Annotated in this window: 21 protein-coding genes; 5 read left to right on the top strand and 16 right to left on the bottom strand. The window is 72.8% G+C overall.

The window, feature by feature from the left end; translation table 11 throughout:
* Nucleotides 1-74 precede the first annotated feature (74 nt).
* On the top strand, nucleotides 75-911 hold the full coding sequence (locus tag DEI82_RS00410) for an aldo/keto reductase (RefSeq protein ID WP_111009671.1): 837 nt from the start codon (nucleotides 75-77) through the stop codon (nucleotides 909-911).
* 153 nt (nucleotides 912-1,064) lie between these two features.
* Nucleotides 1,065-2,012, top strand: a complete 948-nt coding sequence (locus tag DEI82_RS00405; RefSeq protein ID WP_111035436.1) for a hypothetical protein — start codon at nucleotides 1,065-1,067, stop codon at nucleotides 2,010-2,012.
* 158 nt (nucleotides 2,013-2,170) lie between these two features.
* On the opposite strand, the gene DEI82_RS00400 is transcribed toward DEI82_RS00405, so the two are convergent.
* The 9 genes from DEI82_RS00400 to DEI82_RS00360 all read right to left on the bottom strand — a co-directional run bounded on the left by DEI82_RS00400 (nucleotide 2,171) and on the right by DEI82_RS00360 (nucleotide 11,516).
* Nucleotides 2,171-3,319 carry a class I SAM-dependent methyltransferase gene (locus tag DEI82_RS00400; RefSeq protein WP_111035435.1) on the bottom strand — a complete coding sequence of 383 codons (1,149 nt, stop codon included), beginning with the start codon at nucleotides 3,317-3,319 and terminating at the stop codon, nucleotides 2,171-2,173.
* A gap of 38 nt (nucleotides 3,320-3,357) precedes the next feature.
* Nucleotides 3,358-3,771, bottom strand: coding sequence for a heat shock protein transcriptional repressor HspR (locus tag DEI82_RS00395; protein WP_111009674.1), 414 nt, complete (start codon nucleotides 3,769-3,771; stop codon nucleotides 3,358-3,360).
* 4 nt (nucleotides 3,772-3,775) lie between these two features.
* A complete protein-coding gene (locus DEI82_RS00390) occupies nucleotides 3,776-4,774 on the bottom strand; it encodes a DnaJ C-terminal domain-containing protein (RefSeq protein WP_111035434.1) in 999 nt (332 codons plus the stop codon).
* A 104-nt stretch (nucleotides 4,775-4,878) separates the two neighbouring features.
* Nucleotides 4,879-5,586, bottom strand: a complete 708-nt coding sequence (locus tag DEI82_RS00385; protein ID WP_111035433.1) for a nucleotide exchange factor GrpE — start codon at nucleotides 5,584-5,586, stop codon at nucleotides 4,879-4,881.
* 3 nt (nucleotides 5,587-5,589) lie between these two features.
* Complete coding sequence (gene dnaK, locus DEI82_RS00380; protein ID WP_111009677.1) at nucleotides 5,590-7,449, bottom strand: molecular chaperone DnaK; 1,860 nt, start codon at nucleotides 7,447-7,449, stop codon at nucleotides 5,590-5,592.
* Nucleotides 7,450-7,615: 166 nt separating this feature from the next.
* Entirely contained in the window at nucleotides 7,616-8,875 is a 1,260-nt protein-coding gene (locus DEI82_RS00375; protein WP_111012248.1) for an ABC transporter permease, read from the bottom strand.
* Nucleotides 8,872-9,819 (bottom strand): ABC transporter ATP-binding protein, encoded by a 948-nt coding sequence (locus tag DEI82_RS00370; RefSeq protein WP_258368529.1) that lies wholly within the window; start codon nucleotides 9,817-9,819, stop codon nucleotides 8,872-8,874. The genes DEI82_RS00375 and DEI82_RS00370 overlap by 4 nt, the downstream gene beginning before the upstream one ends.
* A gap of 67 nt (nucleotides 9,820-9,886) precedes the next feature.
* Nucleotides 9,887-10,753, bottom strand: coding sequence for an alpha/beta fold hydrolase (locus tag DEI82_RS00365; RefSeq protein WP_111035432.1), 867 nt, complete (start codon nucleotides 10,751-10,753; stop codon nucleotides 9,887-9,889).
* Between the two features lie 58 nt (nucleotides 10,754-10,811).
* Nucleotides 10,812-11,516 carry a GntR family transcriptional regulator gene (locus DEI82_RS00360; RefSeq protein ID WP_111009680.1) on the bottom strand — a complete coding sequence of 235 codons (705 nt, stop codon included), beginning with the start codon at nucleotides 11,514-11,516 and terminating at the stop codon, nucleotides 10,812-10,814.
* A 74-nt stretch (nucleotides 11,517-11,590) separates the two neighbouring features.
* Here DEI82_RS00360 and DEI82_RS00355 point away from each other — a divergent pair, with 74 nt between their 5' ends.
* On the top strand, nucleotides 11,591-12,778 hold the full coding sequence (locus DEI82_RS00355) for an MFS transporter (protein WP_111035431.1): 1,188 nt from the start codon (nucleotides 11,591-11,593) through the stop codon (nucleotides 12,776-12,778).
* Nucleotides 12,779-12,887: 109 nt separating this feature from the next.
* Here DEI82_RS00355 and DEI82_RS00350 read toward each other — a convergent pair whose 3' ends face one another.
* Together DEI82_RS00350 and DEI82_RS00345 are read right to left on the bottom strand one after the other, a co-directional pair.
* Complete coding sequence (locus DEI82_RS00350) at nucleotides 12,888-14,105, bottom strand: Vms1/Ankzf1 family peptidyl-tRNA hydrolase (RefSeq protein ID WP_111012246.1); 1,218 nt, start codon at nucleotides 14,103-14,105, stop codon at nucleotides 12,888-12,890.
* Nucleotides 14,086-14,397 (bottom strand): hypothetical protein, encoded by a 312-nt coding sequence (locus DEI82_RS00345; RefSeq protein WP_111009683.1) that lies wholly within the window; start codon nucleotides 14,395-14,397, stop codon nucleotides 14,086-14,088. The genes DEI82_RS00350 and DEI82_RS00345 overlap by 20 nt, the downstream gene beginning before the upstream one ends.
* Before the next feature lie 237 nt (nucleotides 14,398-14,634).
* Between DEI82_RS00345 and DEI82_RS00340 the strand changes: the two genes are divergently transcribed.
* Complete coding sequence (locus tag DEI82_RS00340) at nucleotides 14,635-17,760, top strand: glycoside hydrolase family 2 TIM barrel-domain containing protein (protein WP_111035430.1); 3,126 nt, start codon at nucleotides 14,635-14,637, stop codon at nucleotides 17,758-17,760.
* Between the two features lie 107 nt (nucleotides 17,761-17,867).
* Here the strand turns inward: DEI82_RS00340 and DEI82_RS00335 are convergent, their stop codons facing one another.
* Nucleotides 17,868-18,284, bottom strand: coding sequence for a DUF3151 domain-containing protein (locus tag DEI82_RS00335; protein ID WP_181435042.1), 417 nt, complete (start codon nucleotides 18,282-18,284; stop codon nucleotides 17,868-17,870).
* A gap of 128 nt (nucleotides 18,285-18,412) precedes the next feature.
* Between DEI82_RS00335 and DEI82_RS00330 the strand changes: the two genes are divergently transcribed.
* Entirely contained in the window at nucleotides 18,413-19,543 is a 1,131-nt protein-coding gene (locus DEI82_RS00330; RefSeq protein WP_111035429.1) for an L-dopachrome tautomerase-related protein, read from the top strand.
* A 12-nt stretch (nucleotides 19,544-19,555) separates the two neighbouring features.
* Here DEI82_RS00330 and DEI82_RS00325 read toward each other — a convergent pair whose 3' ends face one another.
* The 4 genes from DEI82_RS00325 to DEI82_RS00310 form a co-directional block, all read right to left on the bottom strand.
* A complete protein-coding gene (locus DEI82_RS00325) occupies nucleotides 19,556-19,888 on the bottom strand; it encodes a DUF3140 domain-containing protein (RefSeq protein WP_111009687.1) in 333 nt (110 codons plus the stop codon).
* 56 nt (nucleotides 19,889-19,944) lie between these two features.
* Nucleotides 19,945-20,640, bottom strand: coding sequence for an SDR family oxidoreductase (locus tag DEI82_RS00320; protein WP_111035428.1), 696 nt, complete (start codon nucleotides 20,638-20,640; stop codon nucleotides 19,945-19,947).
* A gap of 91 nt (nucleotides 20,641-20,731) precedes the next feature.
* Complete coding sequence (locus DEI82_RS00315; RefSeq protein ID WP_111009689.1) at nucleotides 20,732-21,766, bottom strand: YihY/virulence factor BrkB family protein; 1,035 nt, start codon at nucleotides 21,764-21,766, stop codon at nucleotides 20,732-20,734.
* 50 nt (nucleotides 21,767-21,816) lie between these two features.
* Complete coding sequence (locus DEI82_RS00310) at nucleotides 21,817-22,221, bottom strand: hypothetical protein (RefSeq protein WP_111009690.1); 405 nt, start codon at nucleotides 22,219-22,221, stop codon at nucleotides 21,817-21,819.
* Between the last annotated feature and the right edge of the window lie 5 nt (nucleotides 22,222-22,226).

The following is a 22,226-nucleotide window of genomic DNA, read 5'->3' as shown; positions in this document are numbered from 1 at the left end:
AGCGGGGTGTTGACTCGACGGGTGCCGCTCGGCACGGGTGCCGCCCGGCACCACCACCCAGACGAAGGAGCACCGTGACCAGCACCGTTCCCGACATCACCCTGAACGACGGCCGCACCATCCCGCAGCTCGGCTTCGGGGTGTTCCAGATCCCCGCGGAGCAGACCAAGGAGGCGGTGCTCACCGCCCTCGAGGTCGGCTACCGCCACATCGACACGGCCGAGATGTACGGCAACGAGAAGGAGGTCGGCGAGGCCGTCGCCGCATCGGGGATCCCCCGTGAGGAGATCTTCATCACCTCGAAGCTCAACAACGGGTTCCACGCTCCCGACGCCGCGCTCGAGAACGGCAAGAAGTCGGCCGAGCTGCTCGGTGGCTACATGGACCTGTTCCTCATCCACTGGCCGCTGGCGACCGTGATCGACTTCGTGCCGACGTGGAAGGCGCTCGAGGAGCTCTACCACGCGGGGACCTCTCGCTCCATCGGCGTCTCGAACTTCCAGGCGCACCACCTGCACCGTCTGCGCGACGAGACGACGGTCACCCCCGCGGTGAACCAGATCGAGGTCCACCCCTACCTCGTGCAGGATCCGCTGCGTGCGGCCGACAGCGAGCTCGGGATCGCCACCGAGGCGTGGTCCCCGATCGCGCAGGGCCTCGTGCTCGACGACCCGACGATCACCCGCATCGCCTCGGCCCTCGACAAGACGCCCGCGCAGGTCGTGCTCCGCTGGCACATCCAGCGCGGCGACATCGTGTTCCCGAAGTCGGTCACCCGATCCCGCGTCGAGGAGAACTTCGCCCTGTTCGACTTCGAGCTCTCGGGCGAGGACATGACCGACATCACGTCGCTCGACAAGGGGCAGCGGACCGGGCCGGACCCCGACACGTTCGACTACGTGCCCGCCTGAGGGCCGGCGCGCGCGGCTTCGCTCCCCGGAGTGCGCGTGACAACGACAAGTGCGCGGTCGTCTGACCGCGCACTTCGTCGTTCCGGCGCGCACTGCACGCCCGCCCTGTGGAGAGCGCCAGCGCGACGACGCCGAGACCGGGAGCATCGGCAGATGCTCGAACTCATCCGCGTCGACGTCCGCACCCCGCCGGACGTCGCTCGCTCGCTGCAACGCGCCGCCCTGCTGGCACAGCCGGGAGGCACGGCGCGCGAACCGACGCTGGTCCGGCTCCTCCGCGGAACCTACGTCCACCGGGACGCGTGGGAGCGCCTCGACGAGCGTGAGCGACACCTCGTCCGGATCGCGGCCGTCGCGCCGACACTGGGGGAACGCCGGATCGTCGCGCACTGCTCGGCCGCCGCGGTCCACGACTGGTCGGTCCTCGGCGGGTGGCCGGACCGGGTCGCCCTCACCGAGCCGGACCGGGTCCGCAGCGAGACCCGCCGCCGCTCCGTCGTGCTCCACCCCACCACGTCCACCGACAGCATCGCCGTCACGGTGCTCGGCCACCTGGTGCGCGCGAGCAGCCCCACCGTCACGGCCGCCGACCTCGCCCGCACCATGGCCTTCCGCTCGTCGGTGATCGTGCTGGATCAGGCGCTCCGGCGGGGCCTCGACCGTCGGTCCGTCCTCGCATTGGTCGACGACGCGGGGCCTCGCGGGGCGGCACGAGCCACTCGGGCGATCGCGTTCGCCGACGCCCGAGCGGAGTCCGTCGGCGAGAGCCTGATGCGGGTCGTGCTGCACGAACTCAGCGCACCGACGCCCGTGCTCCAGCACGAGTTCCGTTCACCGCGCGGCAGCCTCGCCCGTGTCGACTTCTGGTTCCCGGACCAGGGCGTCGTGCTCGAGTTCGACGGCGAGGGGAAGTACCGCGATCCGGCACTCCGTGGCGGCCGGAGCGCCGAGCAGGTCGTCATCGACGAGAAGTACCGGGAGGACTGGGTGCGGGCGCTGCCCGAGGTCCGAGCCGTCCGCCGCGTTCGGTGGGCGGAGCTCTTTCGGCGCCACGACCTCGCGCGCAAACTGCTCGGTGCGGGGCTACCGCTGCGACCATGACCGGCGAGGGTGCGCTCGCCCGCGACGAGTGCGCGCGAGAGTGCGCTCGCCCGCGACGAGTGCGCGAGAGTGCGCTCGCCCGCGACGAGTGCGCGCGTCAACGACGGCGCAGTTGTCGCTGGGGCGCGCAGGCGCGAGGCGCGCGGCGACGGACGAGCTCAGCGGCGCGTCGAGGCCGTCACCGTGAACTTCGGGGTGCGCGTGACCTGCCGGGTCGGCCCCACGAGGCGCTCCAGGATCGGGCGGTAGCGCAGGTGCGAGTTCCAGACGACCCAGAGCTCGCCGCCGGGGCGGAGGACCGTGGCCGCGTGCCGGAACATCTCCACCGCGACGTCCGTGGTCACCGCGGTCTCGTCGTGGAACGGCGGGTTGCACAGCACGAGGTCGGCGCTCTCGTCGTCGAGCTCGTCGCCGGCATCGGACCGCACCGTCGTCACCCGGTCGCCGACCCCCGCGAGGTCCGCCGTCAGCCGCGCCGAGGTCACGGCCGACGTGGCGACGTCGGTCGCGACGACGTGCACCCCGTGCCGACGGCGCGCCACCGCGGTCGCGATCACCCCGCTGCCGCACCCGAGGTCGACCACGTCACGGGCTCCGGGCACCGCCTCGTCCGCCACGTCGAGCAACACCCGCGTGCCCTGGTCGAGCGCCGTGCCCGCGAACACACCGCCGTGCGCGGCGACGGTGAACCCGAGCTCGTCCGAGAACACCCGGCGGGGCCACGGGTCCGTGATCGACGCGCGGTTCGCCGCGGCGCGGAGCGGGTCCGTCGCGACGAGCAGGCGGGAGCGGTGCCGTCCGCGGCTCGCCGTGACATCACCGAACGAGCGGCGGAGGACGTCGTTCTGCGACAGCGTCATGTACTTCGTCCGGCCCCCGGCCAGGAGCACGACGTCCGGAGCGGCGAACCGCGCCACCGCCCGGGCGATCTCGTCGAGCCGGTCGAGCGACTTCGGCAGGCGGAACAGCACGAGGCGCGCGTCCTCGAACGCCTCCTCGTCGTTCTGCGGGTGCTGGAAACCGCCGCGGCCGAACGTGCCGGCGTTCGCGGCGAGCGCCCGCTCCCCCACGAGCGAGTCCTGCAGCACGCGGACCTCGCTCGCGCCGTGCAGGGCGATCACGCCGAGGGTGAGCACCCCGAACTGGTCGTCGACGACGGTCACGGCCCCCGGGTGTCGGAGGGCGTCGCCGTGGATGAGCGGCGCCTCGTCGAGCATGAACCGGTCGGTGCCGTCGATCGCCATGAGATCGGGCTCCTCGACCTCCGGGAAACGCCGGAAGTGGTCCACGAAGTCGAACGAGGGCATCGTGGGAGGCTACCGGGCCGCGCTGGGAACGCGGGGCCTCAGTCCCCCCGGGGACGCCAGAGCACGACGGCTGTGTTGCGCTCCGGCCGGGACCCCGCACGGAGCGGCACCGCGCCTCCGGTCATGGTCGCCGCGAAGATCCGAGCGCCGGGACGGCTGATGAGCTCGTCGGCGAGTGCGCTCTCGAGCTCGCGGACCCGGGCGCGGAGCGCGGTGTTCTCGTTCTCGAGGTCGATCACGCGGCGGATGCCCTCGAGGCTGACGCCCTCGGCGCCGAGCCGGGCGACCTCGCGCAGCTGCGTGACGTCGCGCATGGAGTACCGGCGGGACCCACCCCGCGTCCGCTGCGGCACGACCAGCCCGAGCCGGTCGTACTGCCGCAGCGTCTGCGGGTGGAGCCCCGCCAGTTCCGCCGCCATCGCGATCGCGAGGACCGGCGAGTACTCGTCCATGGCCTCAGGACTCCCGGGCGCGCGCGATCAGGTCGTCGCGCGGGTTCTCGGCCGGGAGGGCCGTGGCGAGTGCCTCCACCGCCTCGCGTGCCGACGGGGTCAGGTGGGACGGCACGGCGACCTGGACGGTCGCGAGCAGGTCGCCCGTCCCGTTCTTCGTCGTCACGCCGCGGCCCTTGACGCGCAGGACGCGTCCGGACGGGGTCCCCGGAGCCACCCGGAGCTTGACCGGGCCGCCGCCGAGCGTCGGGACCTCGATGGTGGCGCCGAGCGCGGCCTCGACGAACGTCACGGGGACGTCGACGCGGAGGTTCAGCCCGTCGCGCTCGAACACCGGGTGCCTGCGGACCTGCACGGTCACGACGAGGTCGCCGGCCTCGCCACCGTCGGGGCTCGGCTCGCCCCGACCCTTGAGCCGGATCTTCTGGCCGTCGGCCACACCGGCGGGGATGCGGACGTTGACGGGGCGTCCGGAGCCCTGCGTCAGCTTGACCGTGTCGCCCGCGATGGCGGTCGTGAAGTCGAGCGTGGTCGACGCGGTGACGTCGCGGCCCTTCGTCGGACCGCCGAACCCGCGGTAGCCGCCGGAGGACTGGCCGAAGCCACCGCCCCCACCGAACATGCCGCCGAGGATGTCCTCGAAGCCACCGCCGCCGCCCTGGCCGAAGCGGACGCGCTGACCGCCGCCGCCCCCACCGAACATGCCGCCGAAGACGTCCTCGAAGCCACCGGCACCGCCCGGCGCACCCGCCGTGAAGCGCGCACCGGAGCCCATGGCGCGGATCTGGTCGTACTCGGCGCGCTGCTCCTTGTCGGAGAGCACGGAGTAGGCCTCGGAGATCTCCTTGAACTTCGCCTCAGCCGAGGCGTTGCCCGGGTTCGAGTCCGGGTGGTACTGCCGCGCGAGCTTGCGGTAGGTCTTCTTGATGTCCGCGTCCGACGCGTCCTTGGAGACGCCGAGGACCGCGTAGAAGTCCTTGTCGAACCAGTCCTGACTGGCCAACCGACACCTCCTTCGTCATGTCGTCTCGGGGTCCCGGGGCGGGTCGCACCCGGAACCGGGGCGAGCGGGAGCCCACACGGGCTCCCGCTCGCCGGGGTCGATCGTCAGGCGGGCACCGACACCGCGACCTTGGCGGCGCGGAGCACCCGCTCGCCGAGCTTGTAGCCCGGCTCGACGACGTCGGCGACGGTCTGTTCCGTCGCACCCGGCGTCGGGAGCTGCACGATCGCCTCGTGGACCTGCGGGTCGAACTTCTCGCCCTTCTCGCCGATCGGGGTGAGGCCGAAGCGGTCGAACCCGCCGCGGAGCTTCGACGCGATGACCTGCATCGGGCCCTCGGCGAGGTCGCCGTGGGCCTCGGCGCGGTTGAGGTCGTCGAGTGCCGGGAGCAGCGCGCGCACGACCTCGGCGATCACGGCGTCGCGGTTGGCCTCGCGGTCGCGCTCGACGCGCTTCCGGAAGTTCACCAGCTCGGCCTGTGCCCGGAGCATGTCCGCGCGCATCTCGGCGACCAGGTCGCGCTCGTCGACGGTGAGTGTGTCCTCGCGGAGGCCGCGGGCCGCGTCGTCGAGCAGTGCCTGGTCCTCCGGGCTCAGCTCGACGTCGGCGTCCTCGGCATCCACCAGGTCCTCGGTGCCGCCGACGTCTGCCGTGCCGCCGTCCTCGGACGTCTGGCCGGGGGTGCCGGCGGGGGCGTCGTCCGCCCCCGCCGCCGACTCCGACCGCAGCTCGCCCGTCTCGGGGTCGATCCGCCGCTTGTCGCGGACGATCGGCTCCTCGTGTTCGTTCTCGTTGCGGTTCTCGTCTGCCATGGGTTACTTCTTGTCGTCCTCGTCGTCCACGACCTCGGCGTCGACGATGTCCTCGTCGTCACCGGTCGCGGCACCGTCGGTCGCACCGGCGGCACCGGCTGCGTCGGCCTGCTGGCCCTGGGCGTAGATCGCCTGGCCCAGCTTGCTCTGCGACTCGTTCAGCTTGTCGAACGCGGACTTGACCGCCGCGTCGTCGTCGCCGTTGAGCGCGGACTTGAGCGCGTCGACGTCACCCTGGACCTCGGACTTGACGTCCGCGGGGAGCTTGTCGTCGTTCTCCTTGATGAGCTTCTCGATCGAGTAGGCGAGCTGCTCGGCCGAGTTGCGGGTCTCCTGGGCCTCACGACGCGCCTTGTCCTCGGCCGCGTGCTCCTCGGCCTCGCGGACCATGCGCTCGATGTCGTCCTTGGACAGCGACGAGCCGCCCGAGATGACCATCGACTGCTCCTTGCCGGTGCCCTTGTCCTTCGCGGACACGTGCACGATGCCGTTGGCGTCGATGTCGAACGTGACCTCGATCTGCGGGATGCCGCGCGGGGCCGGTGCGATGCCGGTGAGCTCGAACGTGCCGAGCGCCTTGTTGTCGCGGGTGAACTCGCGCTCGCCCTGGAACACCTGGATCGCGACCGACGGCTGGTTGTCGTCGGCGGTCGTGAAGGTCTCGCTGCGCTTGGTCGGGATCGCGGTGTTGCGGTCGATGAGCTTGGTCATCGTGCCGCCCTTGGTCTCGATGCCGAGCGAGAGCGGCGTGACGTCGATGAGGAGGACGTCCTTGCGCTCGCCCTTGAGGACACCGGCCTGGAGCGCGGCGCCGACGGCGACGACCTCGTCCGGGTTGACGCCCTTGTTCGGCTCCTTGCCACCGGTGAGCTGCCGCACGACGTCGGCCACGGCCGGCATGCGGGTGGAGCCACCGACGAGCACGACGTGCGCGATGTCGGAGACCTTGACCCCGGCCTCGCGGATGACGTCGTTGAACGGCTTCTTGGTGCGGTCGAGCAGGTCGGAGGTCATCTGCTCGAACTGCGCGCGCGAGATGGTCTCGTCGAGGTTGAGGGGGCCGTCGCTCGTCAGCGTGAGGTACGGGAGCTGGATGCTCGCGCTCATCTGGGAGCTGAGCTCCTTCTTCGCCTGCTCCGCGGCCTCCTTGAGGCGCTGACGCGCGATCTTGTCCGTGGACAGGTCGACACCGTGGGCGTCCTTGAACTTCTTGACGAGGTGGTCGACGATCCGGGCGTCCCAGTCGTCACCACCGAGGCGGTTGTCACCGGCGGTGGCGCGGACCTGGATGGTGGAGAAGTCGTCGTCCTTGCCCACCTCGAGCAGGGAGACGTCGAAGGTGCCACCACCGAGGTCGAAGACGAGGATGAGCTCGTCCTCCTTGCCCTTGTCGAGGCCGTACGCGAGCGCCGCGGCGGTGGGCTCGTTGATGATGCGGAGCACGTTGAGGCCGGAGATCTCACCGGCCTCCTTCGTGGCCTGCCGCTCGGCGTCGTTGAAGTACGCCGGCACCGTGATGACGGCGTCGGTGACGTCCTCGCCCAGGTACTGCTCCGCGTCGCGCTTGAGCTTGCCGAGGATGCGCGCCGAGATCTCCTGCGGGGTGTACCCCTTGCCGTCGACGTCGACCTTCCAGTTCGTGCCCATGTGGCGCTTGACCGAGGCGATGGTGCGGTCGACGTTCGTGACGGCCTGCCGCTTGGCGGTCTCGCCGACGAGGACCTCGCCGTCCTTCGTGAACGCCACGATCGACGGCGTGGTGCGCATGCCCTCGGCGTTCGCGATGACGGTGGGCTCACCACCCTCGAGGACCGAGACGACCGAGTTGGTCGTTCCGAGGTCGATGCCTACTGCACGTCCCATGTGTTGGGTCTCCTTCTGTTGGTGCTGGCCCTGCCGTCGCGGCGGGACCGATGGAAGTCGTCGCAGGACTTGCGCCTGCTGGACTCAACTTTACTCACCACCAGCTGGACGTCAAGTCCACGTGTCAAAAGTTGCGTCGACCTGACGCAAGTCGGCGTGTGACCGGTCAGGAGGCCGAGGACGAGTCCGTCGGTCGGCGCGCGGACCGCCAGGACCGCACCTGCCGCAGCGTCACCTTGCTGCCGTACTGCGCGACGGAGTGCCGGAAGAGGAACACCGCGAAGCGGAGGACGAGGAACGCCGCCACGTAGAGCTCGAGGACGCACACCACCGACGCGACCGGGTCCAGGGTCCCCATCGCGTTCCGGAGCATCGCGGTGACCGGCGTGAACGTCGGGAAATACGTGAACACGGCCGTCACCGGGGACGTCGGGTTCGTCAGCACGAAGAACACCGCGTACACGGGGATGAGCACCGAGAACAGCGCCACCGACTGCAGCGCACTGGCGTCCTTGATGGTCGGCACCGCGGCGCCGACCGTCACGAACAGGCTCGACGCCAGGAGCACGCCGCCGACGAGCAGCAGCGCCCCGACGAGCATCCGCCACGGGTCGACGGGGATCGGCCCGAACCGCGCCGCCAGCACGGGCAGGACGACCCCGATCGTCGCGAGCGACGGCACGAGGAACACCGCGAGCTGCACGAGCACGACGAGCAGCATCGCGATCACCTTGCCGCGGACGAGCACGGTCGCGTCGAGCGTCGTCAGGATCATCTCGGAGATGCGGTTCTCCTTCTCCTCGACCACGACCGTGACCATGCGCGCCGCCAGCAACAGCACGAGCGCGAAGAACGCCGCCGCGAACACCATCGGCGGGAGCGCGGACGCCCATCCGGGGGCGACGTGTCCGTGCGCGTAGGCGGTGACGTTCGTGGCGGGGGTCCCCCGCAGGAGCCGGACGGCCTCCGGGTCGTGCACGCGCGCGGCGACGCTCGCGTGCAGGACCTTCGTCGCCGTGTTCGCGTACTTCTGGTTGCCGAAGAGTCCGGCGTCGCGTGCCGCGACCTCGATCGTGCCCGTCGCCGGGTCGGCCGGGAACTCGACGAAGGCGTCGAGCGTGCCGGCCCGGACGCGGGCGACCGCCGCCCGCGCGTCGGACGTGGGCGTGCCTCCCCACCGTGCCGCGACCCGTTCCGAGACGAGACCCGAGTGGTCGACGTACGTGAACGGGACCTTCGTCGCCGCACCGATGCTCGTGACGGAGTCGGCTCCGGCCGCGTTGCCCGCGCCCACGAGCAGCCCGACGACGACGATGAGCACGGGGAGCGCCAGCGTGCCGATCCAGAACGACGGCTTCTTGATGGTGCGGACGAACTCGAACCGAACGACGGTGCCCAGCCGGCCGCTGCCGAACCGCCCGCTCACGCCCGGGCCTCCGCCGCGACCGGCGTGGGCACGGGCGTCTCGACACCGGCGTCGTGCCCGTAGACCTGCACGAAGATCTCGTCGAGCGGGATGCGCCGCATCTCGAACCCGGTCACGCCGATGCCTGCCGCGACGAGCGAGGCCAGGAGGTCCGCGCCGTCGGTCGGCTCGGTCGGCGCCAGGTCGGTCACGTGACCCTCGCGCCGGATGACGCGGTAGCGCGGGCTCACGGGGACCTCGCGCTCGGCGTGCACGCGGGCGACGGCCCCGCCGAACAGGTCCTGCACCTCGGGGATCGACCCGTACGCCGCCGCGACGCCGTCACGGAGGAGCAGGATCCGGTCGCAGAGCCGCTCGACCTCGTCCATGTGGTGCGTCACGAGGATGACGGTCGCGCCGTCGGCCCGGCGTTCGTCGACGAGGTCGAGCAGCAACCGCCGGTTCACCGGGTCCAGGCCCTTGGTCGGCTCGTCGAGGATGAGCAGCCGGGGCCGGTCCATGATCGTGATGCCGAGCTGGACCTTCTGCTGCTGACCGCCGGACAGCTTGTCGACGCGGAGCCGCCCCTTGTCGGCGAGCCCGACGCGCTCGAGGTACGCCTGCGACCACACGCTCGCGTGCCGCGACGTCATCCCCTTGAGCCGCGCGAAGTACGTCATGACGTCGAGGACGGTCTCCTTGCGGTAGAGCCCGCGGTCCTCGGGCAGGTACCCGACCCCGCCGCCTGCCGTGGCCCGGTAGCGGGCGCCGTCGATCGTCAGGGAGCCGGACGTCGGCTCGGTGATGCCGAGGAGCGCCCGGATCGTGGTCGTCTTGCCCGAACCGTTGCTGCCGAGCAGTCCGAAGGTCTCACCCGCACCCACCTGGAACGACAGGCCGTCCACCACCGTGCGGTCACCGAACCGCATCACGAAGTCGTCGACGGCGATCGCGGCACCGGACACGTGGCCTCCTCGGGTGGGGTCGCTGCCGAACCTACCCGGAAGGACCGGCGCTCCGTGCGTCCGGCGCTCAGGCGTCCGCGAGGAACCCGTCGAGCAACCTCGCGGTCGCCTCCGGAGCCTCGATCGCCGGGCTGTGCGCGCTGTCCGGGATCACCGCGTACCGCGCGCCGAGCCGTTCGGCCATGTCGTGCTGCCACACCTGCGGCCACGCTGCGTCGTCCTCGCCGTGCGCGACGAGGGTCGGCAGCCCGGTGTCCCGGAGCGCCGCGGTGGTGTCGTCGGCCAGCTCGAGGATCGCGGCCGTCGTCGTGATGCCGACCGTGCTCGACCGGTCCATCCGCATGCGGGCGAACCGCGTCGCCTGGTCGAGGGCCGCGTCCGCGACGCCGATCGCGATCGGGTTCTGGGCGTCGAACAGCGCCCGGTTGCCCTGCTCCGCCGCCAGACGCCGGGCCAGGAACATCCGGTTCGGCCACCCGTGTGGCCCGGAGCACAACATCGTGACGGACCGGAACGCGCTCGGGCTCGCGACGGCCGCCGCCCGCGCGATCACACCGCCCAGTGAGTGCCCGAGCAGGTGCACGGGCGCGCCGTCGTCGACCAGGGCCGCGACCCGGACGACGTCGGCCGCTTCCTCGTCGAGCGTGTACGCAGCCGGGTCCGCGGGCGCCGCCGAGTCCCCCTGCCCCCGCCTGCTCATCGCGAGCACCGACCACCCCGCATCGCGCAGGAGCGGCACGAGCGGGCGGAAGTCCTCCTTCGACCCGGTGAACCCGGGCACGAGCAGGACGCTGCCGCGGCTCGGGCCGTCCGGCAGGCCGCGGTACGCGGTCAGCCGACCGACGGGCAGGTCGACCCCGACGACGTCGACGCCGTCGGGGGTGGGCAGGTCGCCGAACGGCGGGACGGTCTGGAGGCGGTGCACGCGACCCATGCTGCTCCTCCCGTCCGACGTCGGCCCGGAGACGCGGCGTCGGCCGGGAGGCGCGGCGTCAGTCGAGCGTGCTGCTCCCGACCACGGCCATGCCGGCACCGCGCAGGCGGCGCCGCTCCTGCGCGATGAACGCCATGAGGCGGTCGTTCGTGCCGGAGACGTGGGCGGCGAGGAGCTCCGCGGCGCGGTCCGCGTCCCGCCTCGCCACGGCGTCGAGGATGGCGCTGTGCTCGTCCCACGCGGCGTCCCGGGCCTCGGGCGTGCGCACCTCGAGCCACCGGCTCCGTTCCAGGCGGGTCATCGCGTCGGCGATCGCCTCGGTGACGAACCGGTTGCCGCCGAGCGTGGCGAGGTCGAGGTGGAACGTGCTGCCGGCCTGCACGCCGGCGGCCTCGTCGGGCGCCGGACGGAGGGTCTCGAGGTGCGCCCGGACCTCGGCGAGCGCCGCGTCCGTCGCGCGCTCCACCGCCAGACGGGCGGCGGCCGGCTCGAGCACGACGCGGAGTTCGGCGAGCGCTGCGATCTCGTCGAGGTCGATCGGCGTGACGGTCCACGACCGCCCCTCGTGCAGGATGAGGCCCTCGCGTTCGAGACGGGACAGCGCTGCCCGGACGGGCGTGCGTGAGGCGTGGAACCGGGCCTCCAGACCGCGTTCCGAGATCCGCTCGCCGGGCGCGATGCCGAGCGACAGGATCGCGGCCCGCAGGTTGTCGTAGAGCAGGGTGGTCTGCGACACGGGCGCGGCGTCGATCGGTGCGGTCACGGTCGGTCAGCGTAGCCGAGGGGCCTGCGCGATGGTATACCGTCTTGGTATACCAACGCTCGGGAGGCGGTGACATGGCGACGACGACGGTGACCCCGACGAGGGCGTGGGTCATGCTCGCCCTCGGCGTCGCCGCACAGGCCGCGGGGACGCTCGTCGTCTCGGCGCCCGCGTTCCTCATCCCCCTCCTCACCCGGCAGGGCATGCCGCTCACGGCCGCGGGGTTCCTGGCCGGCGCGCCGACGTTCGGCATGGTCCTGACCCTCATCGCCTGGGGCGCCGTGACCGACCGACACGGCGAGCGCGTCGTCATCGCCGGGGGCCTGGTGCTCACCGCCCTCGCCACGACCGGCGCCCTGCTCGCCGCGGGGAGCCCGGTCCTCCTCGGCGTCGCGTTCCTCGCCGCGGGGATGACGAGCGCCTCGACGAACGCCGCCAGCGGCCGCGTGGTCGTCGGCTGGTTCCCGAAGCACCGGCGCGGACTCGCGATGGGGATCCGTCAGATGTCGCAGCCGCTCGGGGTCACGCTCGCGGCGCTGACCGTCCCGACCATCGCCGGGAGCGCGGGGGTCCGGGCGGCGCTCGTGCTGCCGATCGCGCTCACCGCCGTGCTCGCCGTCTGCTGTGCGCTCGCCGTGGTGGATCCGCCGCGTCCGACCCGGGACGCCGCGGAGGTCGTGACGAACCCCTACCGCGAATCCGCGTTCCTCTGGCGCATCCACGCCGTGTCCGTGTTGCTCGTCGTGCCCCAGTTCACGCTCTCGACGTACGGCCTCGTGTGGCTGACGCGGGACCTCGGCTGGAGCGCGCTCGCCGCCGGGGTGCTCGTCGGCGCGTCGCAGTTCGTCGGTGCGCTCGGCCGGATCGTCGTCGGGCTGTGGAGCGACCGTGCCGGGTCCCGCGTCGGACCCCTGCGCGTCGTGGCCGTGTCCGCCGCCGTCGTGATGGGCGTCCTCGCGGCCGTCGACGCGACGCACCTGGCCGCCGCCGCCGTGTTCCTCGTCGTGGCGACCGCCGTGACCGTGGCGGACAACGGGCTCGCGTTCACCTCCGTCGCCGAGGCCGCGGGGCCGCACTGGTCGGGTCGGGCGCTCGGGGCGCAGAACACGGGGCAGTTCGTGGCGGCGTCGGCGGTCGGACCCGGGGTCGGCGCCCTGGTCGGCGCGGTGGGGTTCGCCGGGAGCTTCCTCGTCGTCGCGGCGTTGCCCGTCGTCGCCCTGGCCCTCGTCCCGCGGAGGGATCGGGAGCACCGCCCGGCCTGACCGCGCCCCTTCACTCTCCGCCTCCCTCCGCCACCCTCCGCGAGATCGCAGTATTTGCCGCTCTGGAGGCGCGCGGAACGGCATCTCCTGCGATCTCGCGGGAGGGAGGTCAGCCCCGGTCGGGGCCCTCGCCCCGCCCGGTCGCACCGGCCGCGGGCCCCGCCCCGGGCACGTCCGGCCCGACGTGCCAGCGGAGCAACGCGGCGACCGGCGCCCCGGACGGCACGGACGCCGCGTTCACGAGCACGACCTCCGCGTCGGTCACGAGCGCCGCACGGGTGATGCCGACCGCAGCCGGGACGGACCCGAGCACGGTGGTGCCGAGGGCCTCCTCGGGTGCGGTCGCGATCCAGGGCGCGGCGTCGAGCGCGAGCACCGTGCGGTCCTCGAACGCGGCCGGGTCGACGACGACGATCGACGCCTGCGCCTGCTGGAGCGCCGACACGACCGGCCCGACACCGGTGACGGCCTCGCGGTCGCCACGGCCGACGTGCGTGCGGAGCAGGTCCTCCACGTCGTGGCGGCGCTGGGCCACCACCCGCGCGAGGGCGATCTCGACGTGCTCGACGAGGGCGTTCTCGGACGCATCCGGTGCCCGGGTGTCGACCGGCACCTCGGACACGAGCGGCCGGGTCGCGGTGCTCAGCTGGTCGATGAACAGCTGGCGTGCGCGGATGTCCCCGGCGACGACCACGAGCCGCGGCCGCAGCCGGTCGACCGCCTGTTCGACGGCCTCGACGACCTGTGCCTCGTTCTCGCGCCAGATCTCCTCGGTGTGGTGCTGCCAGCGCAGGTGCGCCCAGCCGCCGCCCTGGAACTTGTGGAGGGTGTCCGTACGCCCCTCGACGTACTCCTCCTCCTGCTGCCCGCTCGGCTCGGCGTGCCCGAGCCGGTAGGCGCGGTAGCCGCCGCCCTCGCGTCCGACCTCGACCACGAGGAACGGCACGTCGAGCGGCCGGTGGGCGAGCAGCGGCACGAGGTCCGGGACGGCGCCGTACCCGACACTCTCGGGTCCGTGCATGTGCCCGGGCAGGACCTCGCTGACGACGAGCTCGCCGTCGCGCGCCAGGACGAACCGAGCGACCGGGGCGGGCACGCCGGGTGCCTCACCGAGTTCGCGTTCGATCGCCTCGACGTCGGCGGACGGTGCCCCCTGCGCCATGAGCTGGTCGCGGGCGGCGCGGACCTGGAGCGCGGCGAGGTGCTGCGGGTCCTCCCGGTCGCCCGAGACGTCGACGTACGCCCACGACCAGGTACCGGGCTGCGCGAGGAGGGCAGCGAGCCCCCGGTGTTCCTCCGAGACCTGCTCAGCGGTCGTCGGCGCCATGGTCCACCACCTTCCCCTCCGAGACCTGGTCCGTCTCGGTCGTGTACACGGTCGTGTCGATGCCGTCGGCGTCGTCCTCGGGCAGCGCGTGCGTCGCGTCGTCGACGAACTCGCCGTCGTAGCCGGACGCCGCGAGGGTCTCGGGGGCGTCGGTGTCGTCGGTGACGGGTTCCGATTGCCGGAACTCCTCCACGTGGGACGAACTGCCGTGCCCCTGGACGATGCTCTGCGCCTCGTGCGCCATCTGCTCGTCGACCTCCGGGCTGTGGGTGGTGTTGCCCCGTTCGATCATGTCGATCTCCTTCCGTCGGTCCCGCCATGGTCGGCGGCCGCGCCTGCGTGTGTCCGCAGCTCACGGCGGACGTCGAGGTCGGGAGGGCCGGGGCGGGCCGGTCCCGCGCCTCCCGTCCGGCGGGCGCCCCGTACCGACGGGACGCCCGGGCCGCAGCGGACGCTCGCTAGGGTTGGAGCACCCGCCGGCCGGCGGACCAGGATCGACGACGACCCTCGCGGTCGAGGACAGCACCCAATGACGGACATCGCCACCGCGCCCGCTCCCCGGGCGATCTCGGACCTCCACTCGACCGCTCCCGGCTCGGCCTCGCGCCGTCGCCCCCGCGCCCACCTGCACACCGACGCACCGTCGCTGTCGCTCGACGGGGACTGGCGGTTCCGCTGGTCGCCCGTCGCCGAGGTCGCCGAGGACTTCGCGGCCGACACCTTCGACGACGCCGACTGGCAGACCCTGCCCGTCCCGTCGCACTGGGTGCTGCACGGGCACGGCGCGCCGATCTACACGAACGTGCAGTACCCGTTCCCGATCGACGCACCGCACCCGCCGGAGGAGAACCCGACGGGCGACCACCGCCGCACGTTCGAGCTCCCGGCGTCGTTCGCGGACGCCGACCGGGTCGTCCTGCGGTTCGACGGGGTCGAGTCGCACTTCCGCGTCTGGCTCAACGGCGTCGAGGTCGGCTGGTCGACGGGGTCGCGCCTCGTGACCGAGTTCGACGTCACGGCGCTGCTCCGCCCGGGCGCGAACACGGTCGCGGTCCGGGTGCACCAGTGGTCCGCCGCGAGTTACCTCGAGGACCAGGACCAGTGGTGGTTGCCCGGGGTCTTCCGCGACGTCACGCTGCTCGCGCGCCCGGTCGCCGCGATCGAGGACGCCTTCGTCCGCGCCGACTGGGCTCCGCTGCTCGCGTCGGCCGCCGCCGCCGGCACCGCTGCGTCCGGCGCCCCCGCCACCGGCGTCGGTACGGTCACGGTCGAGCTCGACGCCGTGTTCCCGGTGGTGTTCCGGATCCCGGAGCTCGGCCTGGAGGAACGGTGGGCGACCGCCGCGGACGTCCAGCCCGTCACGCTGCCGGCCGTCGAGCCCTGGAGCGCCGAGGTCCCCCGCCGGTACGAGGCGACCCTGACGTCGGGGACGGCCGCGGGCGGGACGGGCGCTGGCGAGACCGTGACGCTGCAACTCGGGTTCCGCACGGTCGAGATCCGCGGCGACCGGTTCCTCGTCAACGGCGAGCGCGTCGTGTTCCACGGTGTCAACCGGCACGAGACGCACCCGGAGCGGGGCCGCGTGTTCGACGAGGCCCACGCGCGCGCGGACATGGCGATGATGAAGCGCGCGAACGTCAACGCCATCCGAACCTCGCACTACCCGCCGCACCCCCGGGTGCTCGACCTCGCCGACGAGCTCGGGTTCTGGGTGGTCCTCGAGTGCGACCTCGAGACGCACGGGTTCGAGCACCTGGGCTGGGCCGGCAACCCGTCGGACGACCCGGCGTGGCAGGACGCATACCTCGACCGCATCGCCCGGACGGTGGAGCGGGACAAGAACCACCCGTCGATCGTCCTGTGGTCCCTCGGCAACGAGTCCGGCACGGGCCGGAACCTCGCGGCGATGTCGCACTGGGTCCACCGCCGTGACCGCTCGCGCCCGGTCCACTACGAGGGCGACTACACGGGCTCCTACACGGACGTCTACTCGCGCATGTACCCCTCGCTCGTCGAGACCGAGTCGATCGGCGGCGGCCCCGTCGTGACCCCGCTCCTCGGGTGCGGTCCGGCCGAGGCGGCACGCCAGCGGTCGAAGCCGTTCCTGCACTGCGAGTACGTGCACGCGATGGGCAACGGACCGGGCCAGATCGCGGAGTACGAGGCCCTCGTGGACCGGTACCCGCGCCTCCACGGCGGGTTCGTGTGGGAGTGGCGCGACCACGGCCTGCTCAGCCACACGGCCGACGGCACCCCCTACCACGCGTACGGCGGCGACTTCCGCGAGGTCGTGCACGACGGCAACTTCGTGATGGACGGTCTGGTCCTGCCCGACGACACCCCGACGCCCGGACTCGCCGAGTTCGCCGCGGTCGTCGCGCCGATCCGGATCAGCGTCTCCACGACGGTCGCCGGGGGCACGGTGCTCGTCGAGAACCGGTACCACTCCGCGTCGACCGCGGGACTGCGCTTCTGCTGGACGCTCGAGCGCGACGGCGTCGCGGTCGCGGCCGGGAGGCTCGCTCCGGGCCTGGTCGCGGCCGGCGCCTCCGCCACGGTTCCGGTCCCGCCCGAGGTCCTCGCGGTCGCCGCCGAGGGCGTCGAGGGCGAGTTGTTCCTCGACGTGACGGCCGAACTCGCCGGGCCGACCGCGTGGGCCGACACCGGGCACGTCATCGCCCGCACGCAGGTGCCCGTCCCCGTCGTGGCGGACGCCACCGGCCGGGCGACCGACGCTCGCGGGGTGGGCACGCACCGGGCCTCCCGGCCGTCGTGGCAGGGCGACGCCCTGGGGATCGCGACGTTCGACGCCCGAGGCGACCTGGCGACGTGGCACGGCCTGCCCGTCGCCGGGCCGCGCCTCGAGCTCTGGCGCGCGCCCACCGACAACGACCGCGGTGCGTCCCAGGGCTCGTACGAGGTCGCCGACCCCGCGCTCACCCTGGGCGTCGGCGGCATCGCTCCCGCCTCGGCCGTGCGGTGGGAGGCCCACGGGCTGCACCGCCTGACGCACCGGCTGGTCGCCGTCGAGCGCACCGAGCACGGGCTCGTCCAACGGGTCCGGGTGTCCGCGGCGAACAGCGGCGCCGGGGTCGACGTCGTGCACCGGTGGACCGCGACCGCCGAGGGCGTGCTGCTCCGCACCGAGGCCGTCCCCTTCGGCGCGTGGGACTGCACCTGGCCGCGGATCGGCGTCCGGTTCGACCTGCCCGGTTCGCTGGCCGACTCGGACGTGACCTGGCTCGGGACGGGGCCCGACGAGTCCTACGCCGACTCGTCACACGCCGTCCGCGTCGGTCGGTTCACCGCCGAGGTCGACGACCTGTCCGTCCGGTACTCACGGCCCCAGGAGACCGGGCACCGGCCGGACCTGCGGTGGCTCGAGCTCGGGCCGCTCCGCGTGACGACCGTGCCCGCGGCGGGATCCGGGCACGGCGCGCACGCGGGTCACCGCGCGGGGTTCACGCTGTCGCGCTGGACCGCGCAGCAGATCACCGCGGCCGGGCACCCGCACGAGCTGCCGGCCTCGGACGCGCTGTACCTGTACCTCGACGAGGCGCAGCACGGGCTCGGGTCGCGCGCGTGCGGGCTCGACGTCCTGCCGGAGCACCAGCTGTGGCCGGCGGCGCGGGCGTGGGAGGTGCTGCTCGGGTAGGGCACCCGGGCCTGCCGGCGTCGCACCGGTCCCTTCCGTTCGAACCCCGCGATCCGGGTGTTCGACGGGACGGAGGCGGTGCACCTCGCGACGGGCCCCCGGCGGCGTCAGCGCTGCTCGGCGGCGATCGCGTCCGCGGCGGCGGGGTCGGCGTCGTGGAGGAACGTCGACAGGCGCTCGACCTCCGGCTCCTCGCCGATGCCGTCGGCCGCCCGGCGCAGCGCGAACAGCGAGCGGAGCACGCCCCGGTTCGGCTCGTGCGCCCACGGGATCGGGCCCTGCCCGCGCCAGCCGGCCTTCCGGAGGGCATCGAGGCCACGGTGGTACCCCACCCGGGCGTAGGCGTACGACTCGAGCGCGGCGCCGCGGTCCCAGGCCTCGTCGGCGAGGAGCGCCCACGCCAGGCTCGATGACGGGTGTGCCGTCGCGACGTCGGCCACGGGAGTGCCCGCGGCGAGCGCGGCGGTGACGTCCGGATCGTCGGGCAGGCGGGTCTCGGGCACGCCGAGGAGGTTGTCGGTCATACGCACCAGCCTCGCACGGCGCACCGTGACAGCACGGCCGACGCGGTCCGCGCGACGACGACATGCGCGGCCAGACGCCGGGGGACGCGCACCGGCGACCCCCAGGCCCCGCGCCTACCGTCCACCGCATGAGCGACTTCGACGCCGACCACGCCGCCCCGACCGCCCCCGAAGACGAACCACGCGGCGACCTCGAGGTGGTCCACGAGTTCACCGACGGCCCGATGCCCACGGGCGTGAGCGTCTCCCACGGCGGCCGCGTGTTCGTGAACTTCCCGAAGTGGGGCGACGACGTCCCGGCCACGGTCGTCGAACTCGTGGACGGGCAGGCGGTGCCCTACCCGTCGGTCGAGATCAACCAGGCGCGGTCGATCGACGACGCCGAGCGGCTCGTCAGCGTGCAGAGCATCGTCGTCGCGCCGGACGACCGCCTGTGGATCCTCGACACGGGCAGCCCGATGATGGGTCCGACCAAGGAGGGCGGCCCGAAGCTCGTGTGCGTCGACCTCGGCACGGACCGCGTCGTGCAGACGATCGTCCTCCCGCGCAGCGTCGCGTATGAGACGACGTACCTCAACGACGTGCGGTTCGACCTCCGCCGCGGCGAGGCGGGGTTCGCGTTCGTCACGGACTCGGCGTCCGAGGGCCCGAACGCGATCATCGTCGTGGACCTCGCCACCGGTGAGGCGTGGCGGCGGCTCGAGGACCATCCGTCCACCAAGGCCTGCCCGCCGCAGGACATGGTCCCGATGGCCGAGGGACGGGTGCTCGCACAGCGCGCCCCGGGGGAGGCCCCGAAGCCGGTGACGATGGGCGCGGACGGCATCGCGATCTCGGCGGACGGCGAGCGGCTCTGGTACTGCCCGCTCATCAGCCGCCGCTGGTACAGCGTGTCGGTGGGGGCGCTCGTCGACCGGGCGATCTCGGAGGAGACCGTCGCTGGGACCGTCGTCGACGAGGGCGACAAGGGCGGGGGCGCGGACGGCCTGGAGTCCGACGACCAGGGCCGCCTGTACGCCACGAACTGGGAGCACGAGTCGATCACCCGGCGGCTGCCGACCGGCGAGATCCAGACCCTCGTGCACGACCCGCGCCTGCTGTGGACCGACACGATGTCCGTCGCGACGGACGGCTACCTCTACGTCACCGCGAACCAGCTGCACCGTCAGGCGGACTACCAGGGCGGCGAGGACCTCCGCGTGTACCCGTACTCGCTGTTCCGCTTCCGGATCGAAGCGGGTCCCGTGCTCCTGCGCTGAGCAGGCGCCCAGTCACTTCTCGGGGTCGTGGCCCCAGTTCATGAGGGAGTACCGCCAGCGCGTGTGCGTGTCGTCGCCCGATGGGCGCTGCGCGGAGTGCCGGGCGACGTAGCCGACCACCTTGCGCATGTGCGCGTAGTCGTCGTCCGTGTACTCGCCCTGTCGCTCCTCGAGGATCCGGACGATGTGCCGGCCGCTCTCGTGCCCGGTGGACTCGCCGCCGCCGTCGGGCTTCTGCCCCACGGCCTTCGAGTCGTCGGTGTCGAGCCAGTGGCGCAGCTCGGTCGCCGTCATGTTCACGGCACGGTGGAAGTCCTCGCGGGTCTGCTGCTCGTCGTCGGCCATGTCCCGATCCTGCGCGGCGCACCTCCGTGCCTGGCGCTCCGCGGTGTACCCCGGGGTCAGCGCTTGCGGGTGGGCCGCACGCTGAGCAGCTCGACGGTGCCGCGCTCCGGCAGGTCGACCACGGTCCGCACCGCGGCGGCGACGTCCTCGGGCGCCAGGTAGTAGCGGGTGTCGTAGTCCTCGCCGAGCTTGGTGGCGAGGGCGACCTGCATGTCGGTGTCGACGCGTCCCGGGTGGACGCCGGACACGCGGACCCCGTGCTCGCGCTCCTCCTCGCGGAGGGCGTCGGCGAAGGCCCGCAGGGCGAACTTCGACGCACCGTAGACGCCGCCGCCGGGCCCGCTCACGAACCCCGAGCCGCTGTTGATCGTGACGACGAGGCCGCGGACGGACCGGAGCGCGGGCAGCGCCAGCCGGGTGAGTTCCGCGACCGCGACGACGTTCGTGGCGAGGACGCGCTCCCACACGTCGCGGGGGGTGTCGGCGACGCGGCCGCCCTCCTCGATGCCGGCGGAGTGCACGAGCACGTCGAGCCGGTCCGGCAGCGGTGGCAGCGGGCCCGCGACGAGGTCGGCCACGAACGGCTCGGCGGACGGCAGCGCGTCGACGACGGCGGCGACGGCAGCGGCGGACCGCCCACCGACGAGCACGTGGTGCGTGCGGCCGAGGTCGGCCGCGATCGCGCGTCCGATCCCCCGGGTCGCCCCGGTCACGAGTGCGGTCGGTCGGACGGGAGGCACGGTGTCGGTCACCGTGTCAGCCTACGGAACGCGGCTGCGGTGCCGGGCCGAGTCGGGCCTCCCGGCCGCGACGCGCGCGGCGCGACGGACGGGAGGCCCCTGCTCACTTCTCTCGACCGGCACTCTCGCGGATCTCGATGCCGGAGAGGACGTCCTTCGCGTGCTTCTCGTCCTGCTTGTCGATCTGGCGGGTGTCGCGCTCGGGGAGCTGGATGTCCTCCTCGGCGTGGATGCCGGCCTGGAGTTCGCGGCCGCGCTCGACCTCGGCGTCGAACTCGGCGCCGAACAGCAGGGCGCAGTTCGTGATCCAGATCCACAGGAGGAACACGATCACGCCGCCGAGCGACCCGTACGTCTTGTTGTAGTGCGAGAAGTTCGCGACGTAGAACGCGAACGCGATCGAGGCGATGATCCAGATGAGGAGCGCCAGGAGCGCGCCCAGGCTCATCCAGCGGAACTTCGGCTGCCGGACGTTCGGCGACCAGTAGTAGAGGATCGCGATGATCACGACCGCGATCGCCGCGAGGATCGGGAGCTTGGCGTAGTCCCAGACGGTCACCGCGACGGAACCGAGTCCGATCGCGTTGCCGACCGCCTCGGCCACCGGGCCGGAGAGCACGAGCATGAGCGCGCCGATGACGAGCAGGACGACCGTGAACACCGTCACACCGAGCATCGTCGGGCGGAGCTTCCAGATCGGACGCCCCTCACGGATGCCGTAGATGCGGTTCATCGCACGGCCGAACGACCCGACGTACCCGGACGCGGACCACAGCGCACCGAGCACACCCACGATGAACGCGAGCGGGGCCGCGGGCGACCGGACGAGACCGTTGATCGGGCCCTTGAGCAGGTCGACGACCTGGTTCGAACCGACGTTGCCGAGCACCTTCATGACCTGGTCGACCGTCGCCTGCCCCTCGCCGAACAGGCCGAGGATCGAGACGATCGCGAGGATCGCCGGGAACACCGCCAGGACGGCGTGGTACGTCAGGCCGGCTGCCAGGTCGGTGCACTGGTCACTCGAGAACTCGCGGAGCGTCTTCTTGAGCGTGTACTGCCACGAGGGCTTCGTCAGGTCGGTCGGGTCGTCCGGCTTGCGGGGGTCGTCCGGGTCCGGTGCGGTGTTCCTTGCCATCGGTGGCTCCTCCTGTGGTCGACGTCGTCAGCGGGTCGCGGGGTGGCGACTCACCGGTCGTCGGCGTCGCGACGCTTCTGGACGGGGTTCAGCTTGTCGGGCTTGCGGGCGAAGGCGGCCTTCTTCCGCTTGCCGCTCTTCTTGGTCTTGCCGGGCTTGTAGACGGGCAGCAGCATCGGCTCCCGCGCGGCGTCGAGGCGCCCCGCGTCCGTCCGACCGATGACCACGCCGCCGACGATCGCCACGAGTCCCGCACCGGCCGTGACGGCCATGGCCACGAGGGGCGTCGGGTCCCGGTGCAACTGCTGACGCGCCTTCGCGACCGCCAAGCGCCACTGTGCGGGGACGTCCGAGCGCCGCACGACCTCGTTCACGGTGTGGCGCAGGTCCTCGCGCGTCCGCACGTTCTGGAGTTCGAGTTGCGGGATGCTGTCGCGCGATCCGCTGTCGGCCATACCGG

The sequence above is a fragment of the Curtobacterium sp. MCBD17_019 genome (assembly GCF_003234555.1).
Taxonomy (GTDB): Bacteria; Actinomycetota; Actinomycetes; order Actinomycetales; family Microbacteriaceae; genus Curtobacterium.
The sequence above is the reverse complement of the archived record's forward strand: the minus strand, read 5'-3'. Positions and strand labels throughout refer to the sequence as shown.

Bases quoted from the DNA above. Each gene is read 5' to 3' on its own strand.
- DEI82_RS00405 (WP_111035436.1), top strand. From the start codon at position 1,065: ATGCTCGAACTCATCCGCGTCGACGTCCGCACCCCGCCGGACGTCGCT.
- DEI82_RS00400 (WP_111035435.1), bottom strand. From the start codon at position 3,319: ATGCCCTCGTTCGACTTCGTGGACCACTTCCGGCGTTTCCCGGAGGTC.
- DEI82_RS00395 (WP_111009674.1), bottom strand. From the start codon at position 3,771: ATGGACGAGTACTCGCCGGTCCTCGCGATCGCGATGGCGGCGGAACTG.
- DEI82_RS00385 (WP_111035433.1), bottom strand. From the start codon at position 5,586: ATGGCAGACGAGAACCGCAACGAGAACGAACACGAGGAGCCGATCGTC.
- dnaK (WP_111009677.1), bottom strand. From the start codon at position 7,449: ATGGGACGTGCAGTAGGCATCGACCTCGGAACGACCAACTCGGTCGTC.
- DEI82_RS00365 (WP_111035432.1), bottom strand. From the start codon at position 10,753: ATGGGTCGCGTGCACCGCCTCCAGACCGTCCCGCCGTTCGGCGACCTG.
- DEI82_RS00355 (WP_111035431.1), top strand. From the start codon at position 11,591: ATGGCGACGACGACGGTGACCCCGACGAGGGCGTGGGTCATGCTCGCC.
- DEI82_RS00350 (WP_111012246.1), bottom strand. From the start codon at position 14,105: ATGGCGCCGACGACCGCTGAGCAGGTCTCGGAGGAACACCGGGGGCTC.
- DEI82_RS00345 (WP_111009683.1), bottom strand. From the start codon at position 14,397: ATGATCGAACGGGGCAACACCACCCACAGCCCGGAGGTCGACGAGCAG.
- DEI82_RS00340 (WP_111035430.1), top strand. From the start codon at position 14,635: ATGACGGACATCGCCACCGCGCCCGCTCCCCGGGCGATCTCGGACCTC.
- DEI82_RS00335 (WP_181435042.1), bottom strand. From the start codon at position 18,284: ATGACCGACAACCTCCTCGGCGTGCCCGAGACCCGCCTGCCCGACGAT.
- DEI82_RS00330 (WP_111035429.1), top strand. From the start codon at position 18,413: ATGAGCGACTTCGACGCCGACCACGCCGCCCCGACCGCCCCCGAAGAC.
- DEI82_RS00325 (WP_111009687.1), bottom strand. From the start codon at position 19,888: ATGGCCGACGACGAGCAGCAGACCCGCGAGGACTTCCACCGTGCCGTG.
- DEI82_RS00315 (WP_111009689.1), bottom strand. From the start codon at position 21,766: ATGGCAAGGAACACCGCACCGGACCCGGACGACCCCCGCAAGCCGGAC.
- DEI82_RS00310 (WP_111009690.1), bottom strand. From the start codon at position 22,221: ATGGCCGACAGCGGATCGCGCGACAGCATCCCGCAACTCGAACTCCAG.